Source organism: Capnocytophaga gingivalis (assembly GCF_002302415.1).
GTDB lineage: Bacteria > Bacteroidota > Bacteroidia > Flavobacteriales > Flavobacteriaceae > Capnocytophaga > Capnocytophaga gingivalis.
The window spans coordinates 640,092-662,123 of sequence record NZ_CP022386.1; the positions used below are offsets into that span (position 1 = coordinate 640,092).

A 22,032-nucleotide genomic window follows, 5' to 3' on the forward strand; every position below is an offset into this window, starting at 1 on the left:
AATATGCGCTATGTAAATTATATTTTTTATTTTTGTGCCATGAAAAGAGGGTATATTTACTCAAAAAACACCTATCAATAGAGTAAATACCTATCTTACAAGAACTTAAGTTTCTATGTTACATAAAGTTACCGCAAGTCAGATTGCACAAGTCCTCAATGGAACTGTCACTGGAGACCCTGAAGTAGAGGTTTACAAACTCTCCAAGATTGAAGAAGGGTGTCCTGGGACTATTACCTTTTTATCCAATCCTAAGTACAAGCACTTTATCTATACGACAGAGGCTTCTGTGGTGATTGTAAAGGATGACTTCCATCCAGAACAACCTATCAAATCTACATTGATTAGGGTAGCTGATCCTTATTTGGCATTTACACAACTATTAGAGTACTATAATCAAATGCGTATAGCTACCAAAGTAGGCATAGAAGAACCCGTGTTTATCAATTCTTCTTCTACTTTAGGAGAGAATGTGTATATAGGTGCTTTTACTTCTATTGGGGCACATTGTAAGATAGGCAACAATGTAAAGATATATTCCAACACCAACATAGGAGACAATGTCACAATAGGAGACAACACTATTATCTTCAGTGCAGTAACCCTCTGTGCGGACTCTGTAATAGGTGCCAATTGTATTCTCCACTCAGGGGTAGTCATTGGAGCGGATGGCTTTGGCTTTGCCCCTCAAGAAGATGGTTCCTACAAGAAAATCCCTCAGATAGGCAATGTAGTGATTGAGGATGAGGTAGAGATTGGAGCCAATACCACTATAGACCGTGCCACTATGGGCTCTACCATTATCCGAAAAGGGGTAAAAATAGACAACTTAGTGCAAATAGCTCACAATGTGGAAATAGGAGCTCATACGGTTATTGCCTCTCAAGCAGGGGTAGCAGGTTCTAGTAAGATTGGCGCACATTGTAGCATAGGTGGACAGGTCGGCATTGCAGGGCACTTCACTATAGGTAATAATGTAAAAATACAAGCCCAATCAGGAATTGGTAGAGATGTTAAGGACAATGAAGTAATTCAGGGTTCACCTGCCTTTACTTATATGGATTACAACAAATCCTATGTAGTATTCAGAAAACTTCCTGAATTGTTCAAGAAAATCGGTGAATTAGAAAAAAAGATTGATTCTTAACCTATTATGAATATTGAGCTATTGAAGGAATCTTTGAACCTACTCAATGATTTTCCAGAACATATATATTATATCAATTCAGGAGCAGAGTATCTAAGTATTTACAAACGTTGCCTGAAGGATATAGAGCAGATTGCTCAAGAAAGAGGCTCCGCTTATATAAAAGGCAAACTAAAAGAATATCCTACTCTTACAAGTAAAGAGGTTGATGAATATATTAGACTAAAAAGTGATGATAAAAGCCTGCTTTCCTTATTTTTTGAACGTATCTATATAGAAAACATTATTTGCTTATTTAGAACAGGAAGTTTTCCCCATAGTATAAAGAAGAAAATTTGTAAAGTAGCCAATATAAATCAGGAAATATTTAGAGTTATTGAAAAACCCATTTTAGAAACAATACTTTAATAGATATTAGAAAATTACGTAATTAAAAAATATATCTTGTGAAACAATATACATTAGCTGCCCCAGTTACCTTACAAGGAAAAGGGCTCCATACAGGAAAGAATGTAACCCTCACCCTAAAACCTGCCAATGAAAATACAGGGTTTGTATTTGTACGAGTAGACTTGGAGGGCAACCCAGTCATAGAAGCAGAAGCTTCCTATGTGACCAGTACCGAAAGAGGTACTGTCTTGGAGAAAAAAGGAGTTAAAATACAGACCTGTGAGCATATTCTTGCTGCATTGGTAGGTATGAACTTGGACAATGTCATCATGGAATTGGACGCACCTGAGCCTCCTATCATGGATGGTTCTGCTAAATATTTCGTAGAAGCCATTGAAAAAGTAGGGATTGTAGCCCAAGAAGCTGAGCGCCATGAGTATATTGTACACGAGGTAATTTCTTATAAGAATGAGGAGACAGGTTCTGAGATCACCCTTATCCCTGCCGATGAGTACCAAGTAACCACCATGGTGGACTTTGGCACTAAAATACTCGGTACCCAAAATGCCTATATGCACTCGCTTTCTGAGTTCAAGGATGATATAGCCAATGCTCGCACTTTCAGCTTTTTACACGAACTTGAAGTACTTTTGGACAAGGGACTTATCAAAGGAGGTGATCTGAACAATGCTATTATCTATGTAGATAAAGAACCTTCCAAGGAGACTATGGAGAAGCTTAAAAAAGTATTCAATCGTGACAATGTTACAGTAAAGCCTAATGGTGTATTGGACAATATAGACCTCCATTATTCTAATGAAGCAGCTCGACACAAGCTCTTGGATGTAGTAGGTGATTTAGCTCTCGTAGGAGTGCGTATTCGTGGAAAAGTAATCACTAACAAACCTGGACACTTTACCAATACTCAGTTTGCTAAAAAACTCTCCAAAATTATAGCCAATGAGCGTAAAAACGATATACCTAAAGTAGATATCAACCAAGCACCACTAATTGATACTGTGGGAATTATGAAACTTCTTCCCCATCGTCCGCCTATGCTCTTGGTAGATAAGGTATTCGAACTTTCTGATAAGCATGTCATTGCCACCAAGAGTGTTACCATGAATGAACCTTTCTTTGTGGGACATTTCCCTGGAGCACCCGTTATGCCTGGAGTCCTACAGATAGAAGCTATGGCTCAGGCTGGAGGGGTACTGATCCTTAGTACAGTTCCCGATCCAGAGAACTACCTAACTTATTTTATGAAGATTGACAATGTCAAATTCAAAAACCCAGTACTCCCCGGAGATACCCTTATCTTCAAGTTAGAGTTACTCACTCCTATCCGTCGAGGTATCTGCCATATGCAGGGGTATGCCTACGCCAATGGTAAACTCGTAACCGAGGGAGAACTTATGGCTAAAATAGTAAAAAGAGACGATAATCAAGAGTAATATGATGTATCCCTTAGTCAATATACACCCTGAAGCTAAAATCGCTCAGAATGTGGTAGTAGAACCTTTCTCTACTATTTGCAGAAATGTAGAGATTGGAGAAGGCACTTGGATAGGTCCTAATGTAACCATTATGGAAGGGGCTCGTATCGGGAAAAATTGTAAAATATTCCCAGGAGCAGTTATCTCAGCCATTCCCCAAGATCTTAAGTACAAAGGAGAAGAAACTACTACCCATATAGGGGACAACACTACCATCCGTGAATGCGTTACTATCAACAAAGGAACGGTGGATCGCATGCGTACTGTGGTGGGAAATAACTGCCTGATTATGGCTTACTCCCATATCGCTCACGATTGTATCGTGGGGGACAATTGTATTTTCTCCAATGGCACCACCTTAGCCGGACATGTAACTGTGGGGGATTGTGCTGTAATGGCTGGAATGACAGCTGTCTATCAGTTCTGCTCTATTGGGAGCTATGCTTTTGTTACAGGGGGTTCCTTAGTAGGAAAAGATGTGCCTCCTTATGTCAAGGCCGCTCGTAATCCTCTCTCCTATGTAGGGGTGAACTCTATTGGCCTACATCGTAGAGGATTCTCTACCGAGAAAATTCGTGAAATACAAAATATCTATCGTATCCTTTTCCAAAAGAAACTCAGTACTTCCCACGCCTTAGAATATATAGAGGCTGAAATGGAGGCTACTGTAGAGAGAGACGAGATCCTACAATTCGTTCGTCGCTCCCAACACGGTATTATGAAAGGATATGCAGGTATCCTTCCAGATGAAGGAAATATATAAAGTGCTATTTTCTTCTTAGCTTATAAAAAAGAGATGCAAATCATTGTATCTCTTTTTATTTTTCTATAATAGTTGTATCTTTGCCCTTTCATCATTAAAATACGTATAATATGTTTCAAACTCCTTATAACGCGGCGCCCTTTTCGCGCTTTACTGCTACCGACTATCTGCCAGCTATAGAGAAAGCTATCGGCGAAAGCCTTGCTCAAATCGATAGTATTACCCAAAATCCTGAACCTGCTACTTTTAAAAATACATTAGAAGCCTTAGCTTACACAGGCTTGGCGCTCGACCGACTTACAGCTATGTTCTTCAACCTCAACAGTGCCGAGACCAACGACACCCTGCAAGCCGAAGCCCAGCGCATCTCGCCTCTGCTTACTGACTACGGCAATGATATCCGCCTGAATGAAGCCCTCTTCAAGCGAGTAAAAACAGTGTATGACCAGCACGAAAACCTATCACTCACTGCAGAACAACAGACACTCCTTGAAAAAACTTACAAAAGTTTTACCCGCAATGGGGCTAATTTGTCACTTGATGACAAAGAGCGTTTGAGGAAAATAGACAAAGAGTTAGCCACACTCAAACTAAAATTCTCTGAGAATGTACTCGCCGAAACCCAACATTACCAATGGGTGATTACCGATAAAAATACCCTCAGTGGGCTACCTGATTTTGTCCTTGAAATGCTCGCCCAAGAAGCTAAAAAACGCAAGGTACAAGGCTGGGTCATTACCCTCGATTTACCTGTATATACTGTGGTAATGAAATATGCTGATAACCGCGACTTGCGTCAGAAACTCTTTACCGATTATCACAGTCGTTGTGCAGGAGAGAGTGCCTACAACAACGAAACCAATGTGTTGCATATTACCCAATTGCGACAAGCACGCGCCTCTTTGTTAGGCTACCCTAATTATGCTACCTTTGCTTTGGAAGAGCGTATGGCGGAAACTCCCGAAAAGGTGATAGCTTTCCTCAACGAACAGTTAGCAAAAGATAAACCTCAAGCTATTAAGGAATTAGAAGAGCTCAAAACTTTTTCTGGTCTCACCGATTTTCAGCAGTGGGATTTTGCTTACTATGCCGAAAAGCTGAAACAAGAGCGCTACCAAATAGACGATTCGCTCCTCAAACCTTATTTGGCATTAGAGAAGGCAGTGGAAGGAATGTTTGCGGTGGCACACAAGCTTTACGGCTTGCACTTCACTCTTACCGATGAGGTAGAAAAATACCACCCCGAAGTACAAACTTACAAAGTAACCGATGAAAACGGCAATTATCTCGCCCTTTTCTACACCGATTTTTTCCCTCGTGCAGGCAAACGCAATGGGGCGTGGATGACCTCGTACAAGGAGCAGTATAAAGATGAACAGGGGAACGATTCCCGTCCGCACATCTCTATAGTGTGCAACTTCACCCGCCCAACAGATACCGCTCCTTCTTTGCTCACCTTCAGCGAGCTAACGACCCTCTTTCACGAGTTTGGACACGCTCTTCACGGAATGCTTTCCAAGGTAACCTATCCTTCGCTCAGTGGTACCAATGTAGCCCGCGACTTTGTGGAACTCCCCAGTCAGCTGATGGAAAATTGGTGTTATGAAGAAGAAACTTTGCGCCTTTTTGCCACTCATTACCAAACGGGGGAACCTCTGCCTATAGAATGGGTGAAGAAAGTAAAAGCTGTTGAAGATTTTATGAAAGGCATTTTGAATGTACGTCAGTTAAATTTTGGATTTTTAGATATGGAGTGGCATACCTATCCTCATTTGGAACGCCTTGAAAATGTTCGTACTTTTGAACAGATAGTTACCAAAGCAACACAACTCTATCCACCTATTGATGTGATGTGTATTTCTCCTGCTTTCTCTCATATTTTCAATGGAGGTTATGCCGCAGGCTATTACAGCTACAAATGGTCGGAAGCCTTAGAGGAAGATGCTTTGGAAATATTTAAAGAAGCAGGCTTTTTCAACAAAGCAGTAGCTACGCGTTTCCGCAAAGAAATCCTTGAAAAAGGCAGTAGTGAAAAGGAAAGTATTCTCTATAAACGTTTTCGCAACTGAAATACATATCTTTGCTCGCTAATCATCATTATAAGTTCGATAATAAAAATCAAAATCAAAAATAAAAATGAATCAATCCCTCATCACCGCCATTGCTGAAGGCGATTTCTCAGCAATCCTAAACATTACAAGTCAGCTCACCGATAGTGAGCGTTATAGCACCATCACTGCTATCAAAGCATTAGACCCCTATTCGGAAAAAGATTTCCCAAGAAAGAATGTTGCAGCAAAAGACATTTACCACCATAACCATCTGGTATCTCAAGCTTTTTACTACGCTCTTATTACTATGGTACGCGAGGAAAGCGACATTGCTAAAGTGATGATGGACAGAAAGAATTATATAGGCGAACCTTATCAAGAAAACCCTTATGGGCTCTTCCGCTCTCGCTATATACAGTCTGTCATAGACTATTACGAGCAATTTCCGCCTGATGCTTATATCAAAAATGTGCTTAAAAAATGCTATACCAAAGAGATTAACGGACTCTCCTTTGGTTTCCAATGGTATTTCTATAAAAAAGGCTGGATTCCTTTTGACGAGGAACGTTTTGTTAGAAACTTATTGGAAGTGGATCTAATGGGTAACCGCTCAGTAACCGCCGATGCCCAATTCCTATTCCAATACCCCGAAGCCATTGAAAAAATACTTTTGCAGCTTTATCGTATAGAAACCAAAGTACTCGACCTTTCCAAATGGGAAAGCGATAACCCCTCAAGCAAAATGAGTACCTCTGGTGTTGCCAAAGTAACTACCTATTGGGACGAGGTATTTGAATTATTGGTGCATTATGGTTACCAAATCCCCCGTAGTTTTGTAGGGCAGCTTTTAGAATCATTGCTCAACCAATGGAAGAAACCCCACCTCGATTGGCACTGCCGTTTGCTCAAATGGCTTGCTCCTACCCAAGAGGAACTTTTAGCTCATCAACAAACGCTCTTTGCCGTTTTAGGCACTGGGGTAGGCAGTGTAGTGAAAACCGTTATGGAATACATTGTGTCTATTGCTAATGCGCCACAGTTTGATTTTGAGAGCTTTATGCAACAATTCCCGCTCGCCTTTACCGTAGAGAAACAACCTAAAGCACTCCTTCAAGGAGTAGAAATTTTGGCAAAGGAGTTCAAAAAGCACCCTCCTACCGATGTCAGCTACCGCGAACAATTAGCAGTCCTCTTCACTCAGCCCGATGTAAAACTACAAGAAGCTGTAGCTGAACTACTCACCACCTATTTCAACCAAGAAGGTCTCCCCGAAGTCATCGCACCTTATCGCGATTACCTAAAAGGCAAAGCCCAAAACCTCCTTGCAACCCTAAGTCCTTCAGAATCGTCCGCCCCGTCCGACTTGTCCGACAGCTCAGCCTCGTCCGAGAACTCCCAAACTGCCTATGCGGCTCGCTCTGCCTGTGCGGCTCGCACTCTGACACCTATTCCCTGTCCCCTGACACCTGAAAATCTCCTCTTCCTCCTTGGTGATTGTATCCGCGAGAAATCAGCCGCTACTATTGATGTTTTCTTTGATGCGCTGGTACGCTTGCAAGACCAAATCCCCGCGGATTATGCTGAGCAGATAAAGCCTTACCTCAAGCAACTTCTCGCTCGAGAGTGGTTTATGGGAACGATGCCTCTACTATACTTATTTTTAGACTCTTGGAGCAACCAAAGCCCTACCCCCCTTGTCTATGATACCGACAAGGAATGGAAAGAAATCCAAAAACTATACAAAGAAGATAAATATACACAAGCCGACAAACTCGACAAACCAAGAGTGATGCACATAGCTGCCAATCAAGCACAGCAGACTTTCCCTTATCTGTTTAATAAAATAGCACGCACACTCCAAAAGCTCAAAGAGAAAGACACCTTGCCTTTCCTTTCTACCCCTACACACGAACCTTTCTATATAGAGGCAGAAGTATTGGTCGATAAGCTCTTGCAATACGAAGCCCAAGGCAAAGCCCCCGACCTCGACGACCTGATTGTCGCCTGCAACCGCCTGCTCTTTTGGGAGGTTTCGGCAGCAGCCAAAGAAAAAGCCCAACAGCTCAAAGGCGACTATGCTCCTGCTATTCAGTATTACTTAGGTCTTACTGATAAGATACAATTAAACGAAGCACTTCTACCGCTATGGACGCAAATCACTCGCCTAAAACACCCCGATGAGGAGTTCAAAGTATTTGAAAATACTCAGGCAAAGAATATCCTTAGCGTAGTAAAACCTTTCTATATACGTTATGGTTGGGAGAAAAGAACTTATGCCAATGGTGAAGTAGGCGAAGAGTTCACCTATCACTGCAATCATTATTACAAATACAAGAATAAGAAAAGCCGTCCTACTCTTTACAACTATTACAATGCCAATGAAGGGAAATGCACTTCGGCTCAAGAGGCAGAATATAAATTAAGTCTCAACCCTCACTATCCTGATGCGATATTATGTGCTCACATAGCGCTCTGGGCAACGATGAATGAGGCAGACCAAGTGCGCGATATGACCCTACCTTTGGAAGCTGTTTTGCGCTACGACCTGCGTGTACGCCATAGCGGTTGGCTGTATATAGGCGCGTGTTTGCTCTTTGAAAAACGCCCCTCACGTGATTTGGCGTATGAGTATATTTGTCAGGCAATTGCTCGTGGTGAAGACTTAACTCACTTGAAAACTTACCTTGCCAATGTACTCGCTTGGGATTATCTGCCTATACCGCGCTTTATAGAATTCCTCGACCGCCCTAATCCACCAGCCGTAAAAGCCTTTGGCAAAGAAGTAGTACAGCTCTATTTAGAAGAAGTGAAGAAGCAGGACAAACTCCCGCGCAATCACAAAAAGTTAGCAGCTTTTAATGATTAGTCACTATTCATTTTTCACTTTTAAATTTTTTAGTTATGGAAGAAAACTTACTTTCTGCCATTAAGGCACACGATTTTACCGCTATACGCAATATTTGCTTTGGTCTTTCTGAGGAAGAGCGCAATAGCCTTATACATACCTTGCAAACAGTCCGTTGGGAACAACTATATCACAATACTCAAAATAAAGCTCCTCGCTTGGCTTTAGAAGAAAGAAATTATTTTTCGTATTCACTTTTATGTCTTTGTAGGACAAGTGAAGAATTGAAAGAAATAAAGTTGTCAGGAGAAACAATTTCTTCTAATGATCAGATGATACTCTATATGAGTAGAATTCACTTTTCAGAGATATTGAATTTGATAGAAACCCAAGAAGGAAAATACCTCATTACTTTGTTTAAATCTTTTTCTGAAGAAGATTTGCTAACCGAATTTGCCTTTCAGAACCTTTGGACTCTTTATCAAAAGGGTATTATTACCTATAATGAAAATCTCTTTATAGAAAAATTCTTCTTTTGGAACAATAAGCATATTACCGATGAACCTTTTGTAAATTTCTTATTAGAAAACAAGGAAATCAGTAAAAAGATTTTTGCTGTAGTACCCCAACATATCACCCAAGAGGTACCCTATCCTTCTGATGCTTGGAAAGAGTTGTACAGTATTTTGCAAGCTAAAGGATATTTCGCAGACCGTAGTATAGTAGGTAGTCATATAGAGGCATTACTAAATCCTTACAAAAAGAATGTGCTTGACTTTTATTGCCGTATTATTGAAACATTCGAGCCTACCCCGCAAGAACTTTTATCTAACCAACACACCCTTTTTGCCCTGCTTAGTAGCGACAAGACATCGGTGGTGAACTTTGTGATGAAACTCATCAAAGAGATATCCAGCGAAAAGGGCTTTGACTTTCAATCTTTTGCTGATAACTTTGCCCTATGCTTCACTACCCAAAAGATAGCCAAATCACAACTTATAGGTTTGGATATTTTAGCAAAGCATTACAAAAAGCAAGCCCCTACTAATCCCGACTACCGCGAACAATTAGCGGTACTCTTCACCGTCCCTGACGTAAAACTCCAAGAAAAAGTTGCCAACCTCCTCACCACCTATTTTAACCACGAAGGTCTCCCTGAAGTCATCGCCCCTTACCGTGATTACCTAAAAGGCAAAGCCCAAGACCTCCTTGTAACCCTAAGTCCATCAGAAAATTCAGAGAACTCCGAAAACTCCGAGAACTCCCACACCCCAAAAATTGCTCCTGTCGCTCGCATTCCTCATACTTGGGACGACCTGCTCTTCCTTATTGGCGACTGCATTCGTGAGCGTTCGCCTCTTGCTTTAGATCTTTTCTTTGAGGGCTTGAACCAGTTACAAGCGCAAATTCCAGCTGACTTCTCTCAGCAGATAAGTCCATACCAAAAGCAGTTGGGCGACCAGCCTTTTGAGTTCACTACTTACCGAAAATGTATGCGCTGGGTGATCGATGTTTGGGAGGGCAAAGCCTCGCTCTCTGATGATATTTTTGGCAGAAAACTCTATAACCCTGTGCCTTTCCTCCGTGATAAAACTAAGCGACTGCTACTAAAACTCAAGCAAGGCAACTCGCTTCCCTTTGTGAGTACCCCTACCCATAGTCCTTTTTATATAGATACACAGACATACTTGGAGCGCATTATCCAATATGAAAAAGCTGGCAAAACGCCTATGTTAGAAGATGTTATCGTGGGGCTTAACCGTTTGCTGCCTACGGAAGTTACCGAAGAGCAAAAGCAATTAGCTCTTTCACTCACAGGTGAGTATGCCACTGCCTTGCAATATTACTTTGAGGTAAACAAGCAAATAGCTGTAACTGATGCTACGCGAGTACTCTGGGGGCAAGTGTTACGCCTAAAAGACGTTGATGGGGTATTTTCGGAGTTAGAAATCCCACAAAAAACTAACTTACAAGGCTTGGTACGTCCGTTTTATCTGAAATACGAAGTGAAGCCTACCAAAATTAACGGTGTAGAACGGAATAAAATTATTTTGGAGGACAATTGGGATAAAACTTACGCCACTTATGTGTATTACAACGAGTTTGGAGCCAATTATTACAATGTATCGCCGATGAGCAAGGGGAAAGATGAGGATATTGACTATCAACTCAGTGTGAACCCACGCTATATAGATGGTTGGCTGTGCAAGTACCTGCTCACTTATGCCCAAGGTGTGGACGGAGAATCCCTTACTGAAGCTACTCGTGTGATGAGTCTGCTTTTGCAACACAACTTGCTTATTTATCACAGCGGTTGGCTAATGGTCGCTACTTGTCTTTTAGCCGAAAGGAAGGATTTGCGTGATTTGGCTACTGAATATATACTTTTAGCCCTCCAAAGAGGGGAAACGCTCACCTACCTTGCCGAAGCCATCGGGACCCTTTTAGCGCATAAATACGCTCCCATAGCCCGTTTTGTGGAGTTTTTGGATATCCCTACCCGAGACCCTAAAATAAAGGCTTTCCAAAAAGCGGTAGTAGAAGCCTATTTGCCTTTGGCTGAAAAATTAGAGAAGAAACCTACAAACCATAAAAAATTAGTAACCTATAATCTTTCATAAAAAATGAGAATCATAATTGTAATTTTTTTGTTAGTATCTGTGCGACTCTGGGGACAGCCTGGGGGAGGCGGCGGATTGCGTGTGTTGAATGTATATGATGAACACAAACGACCTGTTGATGTTGAACAATTAAAAGTAAAGCTTTTAAAACTGGACAGAGTGGCGAATATCGTTGCTGAGGAAGATTTTTATGTAGGAAGAAATGAGGAAAAAATGATAGTTATACCTCCTTCCAATCATTTTTCAAAGACTCAACAAGGGCTTGTTATTACCTATAAGAATAAAACTTATCGCATTGATTTTGAAGGCGTTATAGGTACGAATGGCGCTGGCCGTGTAGAAGAAATAGATTCTTTGGTACTGTTCAAACCTTATATACTGAGTAAACGCTCTTATGACTACCAAAGTCTCGGCAGGGAAGAGTTTAATAAATACTACATATTACGCGAAATAGCTGATAAGTATCTGAGTTGGGGAGTTACACCTGAAACCTATAAACACCTCTCGGTTATCGACCTAATGTATGACTCTCCTAAGTATGCCAACAATCGTAAGCCCAAGCCTTGGATGGAGAGTTTCAAGCAACTTAATGTTGATTACGGAGATAGCAATACGCACAGCAAGGAGGAATACGCTGATTATCTGAAAAGAATAGATGAAATGATATCCAAATATGGGGATTTAGAACCTTTTGTGATATTCAAAATGCGCTTTTTGTACAAAGAAGCTCATTATAAGGAGTTTATATCCTACTATGAAAAGAAATCTGCAGGATATAGGAATTTTTCTGGAAGAGCCATACAAGCCTATTGCTACCTAAAAGAATATGATAAAGCCATTGCTTTGGCTAAAGAGAGGGCGTCAGAGGAAAAAAGAGAATCCGAAGAATATTTCGGGAAGTTTGTTTATATATCGTATAATTTTGATTGGCTTTTTATAAAATCATACTATAAAAATGAATCTATAAAAAACGAGTTAGAATCCTTTGTCAGTGGAATTGATTTGGACAAAGATGACAGAAACCATTTAACAATTTTGAAAAGATTTGAAGAACTGAAACGCTACGACAGTTATAGAGAAAAGAAAAAACTCACTGACAAAGAGAAAGAACAGAAAAAATGCATGGAAGCCAATCTGCTGAAGGTATTTAAAGAAGGTTGCATTTTGTGTGATGATTTTGAGGATTGTCTTAAGGATTAATATAAATATGGTATCTTTGCCTAATAAATTGATAAATTAAATGAACGACTTTGAATATGCTTATCCGTTTGCCTCGGTGATAGAAGAGGCGAACGCTCACGAGAAGAATTTTATCTTTTCACACTGCTCAGAACTTAAAGAAGACAATGCAGTACCTTGTTTTTTCTGGGGGAATATCACGCAACCTTTTGTAGTAGCTAAGTGTCTTGCTACCCTGGCGAAGACCGTAGCCTCTCAGTTTGCTATCGCCCCAGGAGTGCTTGCAAAATTGCGTGACCCCATTATCTCGGTAGGGAATGGCGAATTGCTTTTTGAGGGCTTCTCTTCTTGCAATAGCGTTTATGCCCGTGTAGGGTTACGCAATGATGTGTTGGACGGCGATTTCTTGCAGAGCGGTTGTACTAATATCGATTTCAACGATGTAACCGTGCGCGCTTTCAATGCAGTAACCGCTTCGGAGAAAATGGTGCTTGGGATAGGACAAAAGCAGACGCATTTCATCACCGAAAAGCACAAATCTGTAGAGAAAAAAGTAACGCTTCCCAACCGCTGGATCAAAGGATTGGGCAACGTACAGGTATATCTTTCGGAAATGGATTTGGCATACCGCCTCAATAAAGCCGAAGCCATACAGCTTTTCCGCTCTTTGCCCAAACAAGCTGTGAAAAACGATTATTACTTGGTAAAACGCGGTGTAGGTTATAGTTTTGCCCCCACAGCAACTGCTGGAGCTATCAAAATAGGAGGAGTACACCGCTTGAACCTCTTACAGGGCTTACTATTGCTTGCCGATAGCCTGTATGTATACCGCAGTAGCAGTGAGCAATCAGTAGCTTTTGTGTTGCATTTCAAAGGGGTAGAAATGCTCTTTTTACTCTCGGACAATGTATATCGAGGTTTTTCGGGCGAAGGAAAATACTTGGAGCATATGATCGAAGAAGTACCTATGGAATGGCTTGTGGGGATTAACAATTTCTTCAAAACTAACGAAGTATTCTCACCAGCAATGGTAGCTATTGAAAACGATGTGAATATGGGCACGATGGCGACCCTGCAAGCATCGCTCTCGAGTATAGGGCTATTAGGCTACAACCTAACAGACAGCAATTATTTCTACCGCCGTTTGCCTTTCAAACCCCAGCGTTTGATCAGTTTGAATCCGCGATTGCAGAATGCCAAAAAGCTCACTGAAAATAATGAAGTACAAATCGTAGAGCAACGTGGTGATTATGTAAAAGCCATTGTAAAAGGAACAGGAGGAGTTACGCATACCGTTATTCTCGACGGCGAGAAAGCACAGTGCACTTGCAATTGGTACACCAATCACCAAACCAACAGAGGGTTGTGCAAACATATTTTAGCGACCAAGATGGTGAGTCAGTAAACTGATGAGTTAGTGAGTTAGGCGTTGTAGAATAAGGGATCGCACCTCTTCGCGTAGGGTATCTTTATCTTCAAGAGTTTTGCCATGTGTATAGACAGGAGGTAATACATCTACCCTCATCACGCCCATACTACCAGCGAAGAAGCGGAAAGGAAATCGTTTTTTGGTATCGTAGAAGATCATAGGCACGATAGGTATTTGGCACTCAATAGCGATGCGAAAGGCGCCATCTTTGAAGTTATCTAATACAATGCTCTCATCATCGGGGACACCTCCTTCGGGGAAGATACAGATGCTGAGACCTCTGTTGATACGTTCCATAGCTTGGGTATAGACCTCCCTCCTACTCTGAGGGCTTTTTCTATCTACCATTATAGCCACTCGCTTGTAGAAATAGCCGAAGAGAGGCAGTTTGGAGAGTTCTTTCTTCCCTACAAATACAAAGGGATTTTTACTGCAATAGAGCATCAACATAATATCCATCATACTATAATGATTGGCGACCAGCATATAGCTATGCTGGTCGTTTGGCACTGTATATTCACGTCTTATTTTAGGGAGAAAGCCCATCGCATAGAGTATAGGTGTAGCCCACAGGTGTCGCATTACCCAATAGAGGGAGCGATACCATTTTTTATGAGTGGTAAGCAGAAGCAATACTGGCAATAAAAGCACTATAAGAGTACCTACCAATATATAAAACCAAGTTCTCCAAAGTAACCAGAAGAGATATTTAGGAATTAGGGAGTAGCTATTAGGTATTGAAGGAATCACTTAATGAGCAGATTTTTTCAAGTAGCGATTAAAAAGAAAAATAGAAAAGGCCGTCAGTACCCCTAATCCGAAGATGATATACCAAAACTTATTAGGATGATAAGTATTCCATAACAGATCTGAAAGTTCTGTAGCAGAAAGATGCAATTTTTCTTGAGCTAACTCAAAGTATTGCTTCTTATTCAAGCTTTCAGGCAAAGTAATAGCACGTTTCTCCAATTCCATTTTTAGCAAAGAATGCTTATCCGACCACTTATCATATAAGTCCCCTGAGAAAAAACCTGTGAGATAACTCCCCACGGCCATAGGTAAGAAGTAAGTCCCTTGGTAGAGAGCCTCTTTCCCTTTAGGAGTGATTTTAGCAATAAAAGCTGAAATAGTAGGACCCACTGCTATTTCCCCTATCGCAAAAATAGCCGTTCCCAATACAGTGAAGATAACTTCCTTGAACATGAAAGTAAGAGTAACCCCTATGGTCATAACTATAGTCCCTCGAATCATAGCAGAGACCTGATCCATTTTCATCACAAAATAGGAAATTACCATCTGAGTTAGGATAATCATCACACAATCTATATTGCCAAACCATTCCGCTTTTATCTGTCCATTTTCAGTAAAAGTACTTCCAAAGAAAGGAATATTACGATTGATCCAGTCACTTTGCTGAGAAGAATCCACCCAATCTTCTATAAAATTGGGTAAAGTGTAAAACAATTGATTAAAAACTGTCCAAAAACCAACCATAAGAAGTAATAATATGGTTAGTTTTTTATCCTTAAGAGCACCTACTATGTTTTGTACAGAACCTTTTATCTCAGTTAGTAAGGGTATATTATACTTTCTTTCGGCTTTAGGCTCCTTATAGAAAAAAACAACTACCAAGAGATTAAAGACAATCACTACCATAGCTTGTACAAAAATCACCTTCCAACCCATAGTAGTACGTAGGTAGGACGACATCGCTGGTCCCAATAGTCCTCCTATATTACCCACCATATAGAAAAAACCAAAACCTAAGGTACTATTCTCTTCAGTGGTATGGCGTGCGATAATCCCCTGCACTACAGGGCGGAAAAAACTACATCCCACTGCAGCTAAGAGGAACGCAAGATAAATATCCCAGTAGGAGACAGCTGCACCCATTAGGTAGTAGCCTACTCCCATAATGAGACAAGAGATTAGCAAGGAAAGCTTATAACCTATCCTATCGGCAATCACTCCAAAGAACAGCGGCAAAAGAAATAAAATGGCGGTGATTTGTGCCATAATATTTCCTTTTTGGGTATGAGTAAGCCCCAAGCCTCCCTCATCGGTACCAGCTACCAAGTAAAGGGCTAATAGTGAAAAGATACTAAAATACGCCCATCGCTCAGTTAGTTGTAGGAAATTTCCTACCCAAAAAGTAGATGAGAACGATTTTAGAGTCTGTGTATAGGTTTTCTTTGTTTCTGACATTCGTTAGTATTTGTTATGGGCGCAAAAGTACAAAAATAATGCCAAAAAACAAACCATTGTCAAGTATAGTCATGTGGGCAATCAATAGCCTCATCTCTCTTTAGTCTTTATCATCATTTTATTATAGATATAAACAGAGATTATAGTGAAAGCCCCCATCGCTAAAACAAGAAACCACAGCTTATTAGGTTGGTAAGTATTCCAAAGAAACTCAGTAAGCTCAGCGGGGGACATGTGTAGTTGTTGCTCAGCTTGCTCAAAGAACTGTTTTTTGCTTAAGCCCTCTGGTAGAGAGAGCTGGCGCTGAAGAAGTTCCACTTTGAGCAAGGAATACTTATCCGACCACTTTTGATACAGATCTCCAGTAACAAAGCCTGTAAGATAATTCGCCACTGCCACCGGCAGGAACAGAGTCCCTTGGTAAAGAGCCTCTTTCCCTTTAGGAGTTATCTGAGCAACATAGGCATAGAGAGTAGGCCCTGCAATCATCTCCCCTATGGCAAAAATCACCGTACCTATGATGGTAAACCATACATTGTTAAAAACAAAAGTAAGCACTACTCCCAAAGTAGCGATCAGTGTTCCGCGAATCAGGGCACTGATTTGCCTAATACGCATCACCATATAGGAGATTGATACCTGAAAAAGAATAATCATCACACAATCGATATTCCCATACCACTCTGCTTTGATCTGTCCTTTCTCAGTAAGAGTAGTTCCTAAGAAGGGAATATACTTATTGATCCAAGCACTCTCTGGGGCAGAATCCACCCAGTCCTCTATGAAGTTGGGCAGGGTATAGAAAAGCTGATTATACACCATCCAATATCCCACCATAAGGAACAGAAGTATAGACAATTTCTTATCCCTAAGCGCTTCTATGATATTGCCAAAAGAACCCTTTATCTCCTGAAGAATAGGTACATTATACTCTCTGTTTATTTTTTTCTCTTTGTAGAAAAACAATACAACCAGAAGGTTGATAAAAATAATGATGGCTCCCTGTAGGAAGATAATACGCCACCCCATAGTAGTACGCAGGTAGGAGGAAAAGGAAGGACCAAAGAATCCCCCTATATTAGCCATCAGATAGAAGAGCCCAAAGCCCATAGTATTGGTCTGTTCATCAGTAGTACGGGCAATAATCCCTGATGCTACTGGTTTGAAAAGGCTACCTCCTATAGCCGCAAAAAGGAAAGCCAGATATACTGCCCAATAGCTACTTACGGTTCCCATCAGGTAATATCCCACACCTATGATTACAAAAGCAATAATAAGAGAAATCTTATAGCCTATACGATCTGCAATCACTCCAAAGAAAAGAGGAAGAAAGAATTGTATGGCTGTTACATTGGCTAATATATTTCCTTTTTCTATATGACTGAGCCCTAATCCCCCCTCATCCGTGGAAGCCACTAAGTAAAGACCTAAAAGAGAAAAGATACCAAACCAAGCACCACGCTCCATGATTTGGAGAAAATTAGCAACCCAAAAAGTAGGCGAGAAAGACTTAATTGTCTGAGAAAAAGATGGTTTGTTCTCCTGCATTTTTTATGTTTTAAAAAAAGACAAAACTACGTTTTTTCTCTTATTTAAAAGCAAATTATTTGTTAAAAATTTACTTTATGACTCACCAATTGAACTTTACCATAAACTCATGGATATTGCGTATACTTGCTGAGGCCTTGGGCTGTAGCGTACTTTCGAATCCATAACCTACTGAGAGATAGAACTTAGGAATATTGAACAATATATATCCATTGGCCGCTTGAGTGGTTCTATAAGTAGCCCCAGCCTCCAAGAAATCCCTATAAATAACAGAAGCTGTAGCACTCAGCTGATATTGACTCCCTTTGGAAACATAGAATAGATAAGAAGGCTTCACTGTAAAGTCCTCTGTAAGAGGGAAGTAATAACCCCCAGTACTATAGAGAAGCATTCTTTCAGAGACTGTGGTTACCCTATCCTCTACAAGCTTTGTTTTATCCGAAGCGAGCAGGTTGGGAGCTGAAGCTCCTATATAGAACTGCGGTCTTGTATAATAAACACCTACCCCTACATTGGGCTGGAATTTTCCTGAAATCCCTTGTAGATAAGGGTCATACTCCTTGTTATAGGTCTTAAAGCGTGTTCCATCAAGGTAATATAAGTTTCCTCCAGCCTTAAGCCCTAAATAAATAGTAGAGCTTTCTGTAAGAGGCAAGGAATAAGAAAAATCAGCAAAAAAAGCCGTTTGCCTCTGTAGAAATACCTTATCACTGACCACCGAACCAGCCAGTCCTATACGATTGGTAATACGGTGAGTGGTATTGAGTGTCTGTACTTGAGGGGCATCTACATTCAAGGATTGCATCCATTGGCTACGCAAGTTCAGTGAAATTGTATGTCCTTTTTCTTCTCCTACAGCAGCAGGGTTATTTATATTCTTGAGCTGATCATAGAAGATAAAATCTGTAGATTGTGCATTGAGAACTTCCCCAAAAAGGGTTACTGTCAGAAATAATAAGATTTTTTGTGCTTTTTTCATTTGTTAGTAATTAATATACAACCATCCTTCTTTGGTTTCTTTCGCTTTTTTAAGAGTAAGTATATAGTAATAGAACCCTTGAGGTACTTTCATACCATCGGTACCTATTCCCTGCCATTGGTTTTTATATCCATTTGCCTGATAGATAAGCTGTCCTTGACGTGTGAATATTTGTAAGGTATTCTGTGGGTACAAGCTTATTCGCTGTATGTAGAAACTGTCATTGATTCCATCACCATTAGGAGTGAATGCATTAGGAATCAGCACTATATCAAATTCGTTATCCTCCTCATCAGCTATTCCATCTCCATCAGCATCGGTATCACATACGTCCCCTACTCCATCCTTATCAGTATCTTTTTGATCAGGATTTGCCTTCGTAGGACAATTGTCTTTCTCATTAGGGACACCATCCCCATCTATATCGTCATCACATACATCGCCTATGCCATCTCCATCAGTATCTGCTTGATCAGGATTGGCTACATAAGGACAATTATCCCGAGAGTTAGGGATACCATCATTATCCATATCCTCATCACATACATCCCCTACTCCATCTCCGTCAGTATCTGTCTGGTCAGGGTTTGAGGTCTTAGGGCAGTTATCCTGGGCATTGAGTATTCCATCTCCATCTATATCCTCATCACAAGCATCCCCTATACCATCCCCATCGGTATCCACTTGGTCAGGATTAGGGGTATCAGGACAATTATCTACCTCATCCAAGACCTTATCATTATCCCTATCCCCACTACATATATCACCTTTTCCATCTCCATCAGAATCTTTTTGATCAGGATTGGGTTTGTAGGGGCAGTTATCCCTACCATTGGGGACACCATCCCCATCTATATCCTCATCACACACATCCCCTATACCATCTCCATCAGTATCTTTCTGGTCAGCATTGGGAGTATTGGGGCAATTATCATATGCATTGAGTACCTCATCTCCGTCCAGATCATCATCACATACATCCCCTATACCATCTCCATCGGTATCCTTTTGGTCAGCATTGGGTGTTTCTACACAATTATCTTGGCTATCCAAGATTCCATCACCATCCATATCTCCATCTTCACGTACTGTGATTGGCGCGAGGTTCACCGCCAAGAAAATATTCTCCTCAGCCCGAATCATAAACCTTCCTTGAGTGGTGGCCAAAGAAGTAGGAACTGTAAAGGTATAGCTACCATTATTCGGAATATTCCGAGCCAATACGATAGGAAAAGTTGCTCCTTCATCCAAAGAGAAATAGATACTGACCTTCTGGGTATTGACACTTCCTTTGTCTGTATCAGCCACATCCCAAGTGATGGTATGAGGCTTATTGACAAACCAATATGCTCTATTCTTATCCGAGGTAACCTTAAAAGGCCCTGCATCGGAGGCTACATTGATCTCCATCAGGGCATAACTGGTATTCCCTGTTACCCGATCATGCTCCCTATCATTACGTGCTCCTACCTTCTTATCCATTACTACAAAAGCCCATGTAAGTTTTCTCTTCACATTGGAGACTGTCTCCCAAGCACTTCTTCGGGTAGGATTTCTTTCGGTCAAAGTTCCTTGTAAGATACGTGACATACGAGGGATATAGCGCTGGGTAGACTCAGTGGGAGGAAGTGAACGTGCCATAGGCCCACGAGGAATATTGGGAGAGAAGCGATCATAAGTAATAGAACCCAAATTATCTGCTTGCTCCCAAGTGTAATAGAGCTTATCCCCATCAGGATCTGTTGCTGTACCATCAAGTACATAGGCAGTCCCTTTAGGAATGGTATAATTGGGCAAATCCGCTATCTGAGGGGGAGTATTACTTACATTCTCAGTGGTGGGACAACTTTGTTTTTTGATATAATCCACTATTTGTCGGACACTGATATGATTAAAATAAGGATCTGTACGAGATTGTACATCATTATTACCTGTAATCCCTGCATATCCCATGATTGTAGATCCACTACCTGGTTCTACCTGTACTCCATAACCTTCATTCTGCAGATTGTGTGTATGGTTTGCTCCCATTTGGTGCCCCAACTCATGGCAGAAGAAATCAATATCAAAGCGATCTATATCCATCGATCCTAAGTTTCCTGCTGAAAAAGCCTTTCCCTTGCTGTTATCATCACACACACAGCCTATGCACCCTGCATTCCCATTGGGATTAGTGGTATTGTGGAACAAGTGACCTACATCATAATTAGCCGTTCCGACCCTATCATCCAAGAATTTCTGTAACTGAGAACCTGTCCAATTTTGATTGATATAGTTTGAGAGATTATCATCCCTTCTATGTTCGATAAGTGTCTCCTCCCCACTGACCAATTGGAACTGTACAGACATCTGGGAACGATATACTTGGTTAGCTCGCTGAATGGTTGAAGCGATCTGAGCAAGCGTCTGAATTTTCCCTCCGAAGTATTGTGTAAAACTGCTGGTAGCAGCCACAGCAATACGTATAGTCCGCAATGTATGTTCGCTCTCATAGCTATTACGTTGTGTAGGAGAAGAAGTGGGTGTTTTCTTAGTGGCACCTTGGGTAGTACAATCAAAATGTACACTCTCTAAGACATCACTTCTTTGATACACCTTATGATTTTTCCCTCTCCTATCGATAGGTTGTACAAAAGTATAACTAAAATCCTGTTGAAATATAGCCGACAACCCCGCTGGAGACCAAGTGAAGCTAACTAATTGATCTGAATTATCAAGAGCATAGCCCGAATAGGTCTCTATCTGAGGATATCTCTGTGCCAACTCAGGAGAAAGCACTGCTGTCCTGCGTACCTTATAGGTTTTTACGGAAGTACCATCCGGTATATCTATATAGGTATAGTCTTGGGACGAACGTGCACTTGTGTTGTGCAAAGCTTTTTCAAAAGCTTTTCTTTCAAGAGTGTAATAAGTGTAAGTTTTTTCCTGTGCTGTAGATCGTTGTGTATTATTCTCTTTCCAATAAGATTGTGCGTAGAGTTTTGGCCATGAGAATAAAAGTAATAACAACACCAAAGAACGTAATTTGATTGTGAACATGAAGATTTGTTTTAGATAAAAGTATTTTTATTTAGATTATTTATTTGTTTTTATAAGCGTTGCAAAGTTACCACTTTTTACTGAGATTTTTAGATAAATTTTATATCCTTGCTAAGATTTCTTCTTTAACACACTACAAATGAATATATTAATTTAAAAAATTTAACATTTAATCAAAAATATGTTAGTAAATATCACTATTAATTTAGATATTTTTAGATATTTTTTTTGATTTACATCTTAAAAATATTCTATCCTAATTTGGATTAAAAAAGAATTAAACGTAAATTTGCAGCCAAAGATGTTATTTATAATTAATCTTAGTTTATTTCTACATTTC

At 40.6% G+C, this 22,032-nt stretch carries 14 protein-coding genes; 9 read left to right on the forward strand and 5 right to left on the reverse strand.

What is annotated here, in order from left to right; all coding sequences use genetic code 11:
• Positions 1-115 precede the first annotated feature (115 nt).
• From lpxD to CGC50_RS03090, 9 genes are all read left to right on the forward strand, one after another.
• On the forward strand, positions 116-1,147 hold the full coding sequence (gene lpxD / locus CGC50_RS03050; protein WP_002670746.1) for a UDP-3-O-(3-hydroxymyristoyl)glucosamine N-acyltransferase: 1,032 nt from the start codon (positions 116-118) through the stop codon (positions 1,145-1,147).
• Between the two features lie 6 nt (positions 1,148-1,153).
• Entirely contained in the window at positions 1,154-1,555 is a 402-nt protein-coding gene (locus tag CGC50_RS03055; RefSeq protein WP_002670554.1) for a hypothetical protein, read from the forward strand.
• 38 nt (positions 1,556-1,593) lie between these two features.
• Positions 1,594-2,991 carry a bifunctional UDP-3-O-[3-hydroxymyristoyl] N-acetylglucosamine deacetylase/3-hydroxyacyl-ACP dehydratase gene (locus CGC50_RS03060; RefSeq protein ID WP_002670755.1) on the forward strand — a complete coding sequence of 466 codons (1,398 nt, stop codon included), beginning with the start codon at positions 1,594-1,596 and terminating at the stop codon, positions 2,989-2,991.
• 1 nt (position 2,992) lies between these two features.
• Positions 2,993-3,796 carry an acyl-ACP--UDP-N-acetylglucosamine O-acyltransferase gene (gene lpxA / locus CGC50_RS03065; protein ID WP_095909631.1) on the forward strand — a complete coding sequence of 268 codons (804 nt, stop codon included), beginning with the start codon at positions 2,993-2,995 and terminating at the stop codon, positions 3,794-3,796.
• Positions 3,797-3,906: 110 nt separating this feature from the next.
• Entirely contained in the window at positions 3,907-5,865 is a 1,959-nt protein-coding gene (locus CGC50_RS03070; protein ID WP_095909632.1) for a M3 family metallopeptidase, read from the forward strand.
• Positions 5,866-5,932: 67 nt separating this feature from the next.
• A complete protein-coding gene (locus tag CGC50_RS03075) occupies positions 5,933-8,713 on the forward strand; it encodes a DUF6493 family protein (protein ID WP_095909633.1) in 2,781 nt (926 codons plus the stop codon).
• Positions 8,714-8,748: 35 nt separating this feature from the next.
• Complete coding sequence (locus CGC50_RS03080; RefSeq protein ID WP_095909634.1) at positions 8,749-11,313, forward strand: DUF6493 family protein; 2,565 nt, start codon at positions 8,749-8,751, stop codon at positions 11,311-11,313.
• 3 nt (positions 11,314-11,316) lie between these two features.
• The gene (locus tag CGC50_RS03085; protein WP_095909635.1) at positions 11,317-12,513 is read left to right on the forward strand and encodes a hypothetical protein; all 1,197 of its coding nucleotides are present in this window, start codon (positions 11,317-11,319) and stop codon (positions 12,511-12,513) included.
• Positions 12,514-12,553: 40 nt separating this feature from the next.
• The gene (locus CGC50_RS03090; protein WP_095909636.1) at positions 12,554-13,897 is read left to right on the forward strand and encodes an SWIM zinc finger family protein; all 1,344 of its coding nucleotides are present in this window, start codon (positions 12,554-12,556) and stop codon (positions 13,895-13,897) included.
• 9 nt (positions 13,898-13,906) lie between these two features.
• Here the strand turns inward: CGC50_RS03090 and CGC50_RS03095 are convergent, their stop codons facing one another.
• The 5 genes from CGC50_RS03095 to CGC50_RS03115 form a co-directional block, all read right to left on the reverse strand.
• Positions 13,907-14,638 (reverse strand): lysophospholipid acyltransferase family protein, encoded by a 732-nt coding sequence (locus CGC50_RS03095; protein ID WP_095911268.1) that lies wholly within the window; start codon positions 14,636-14,638, stop codon positions 13,907-13,909.
• 33 nt (positions 14,639-14,671) lie between these two features.
• Positions 14,672-16,126 carry an MFS transporter gene (locus CGC50_RS03100; RefSeq protein WP_095909637.1) on the reverse strand — a complete coding sequence of 485 codons (1,455 nt, stop codon included), beginning with the start codon at positions 16,124-16,126 and terminating at the stop codon, positions 14,672-14,674.
• A 90-nt stretch (positions 16,127-16,216) separates the two neighbouring features.
• The gene (locus tag CGC50_RS03105) at positions 16,217-17,674 is read right to left on the reverse strand and encodes an MFS transporter (protein ID WP_095909638.1); all 1,458 of its coding nucleotides are present in this window, start codon (positions 17,672-17,674) and stop codon (positions 16,217-16,219) included.
• Between the two features lie 82 nt (positions 17,675-17,756).
• Positions 17,757-18,653 (reverse strand): PorP/SprF family type IX secretion system membrane protein, encoded by an 897-nt coding sequence (locus CGC50_RS03110; RefSeq protein WP_095909639.1) that lies wholly within the window; start codon positions 18,651-18,653, stop codon positions 17,757-17,759.
• 3 nt (positions 18,654-18,656) lie between these two features.
• Positions 18,657-21,692: a thrombospondin type 3 repeat-containing protein gene (locus CGC50_RS03115; RefSeq protein ID WP_095909640.1), complete on the reverse strand. Its 3,036-nt coding sequence runs from the start codon at positions 21,690-21,692 to the stop codon at positions 18,657-18,659.
• Between the last annotated feature and the right edge of the window lie 340 nt (positions 21,693-22,032).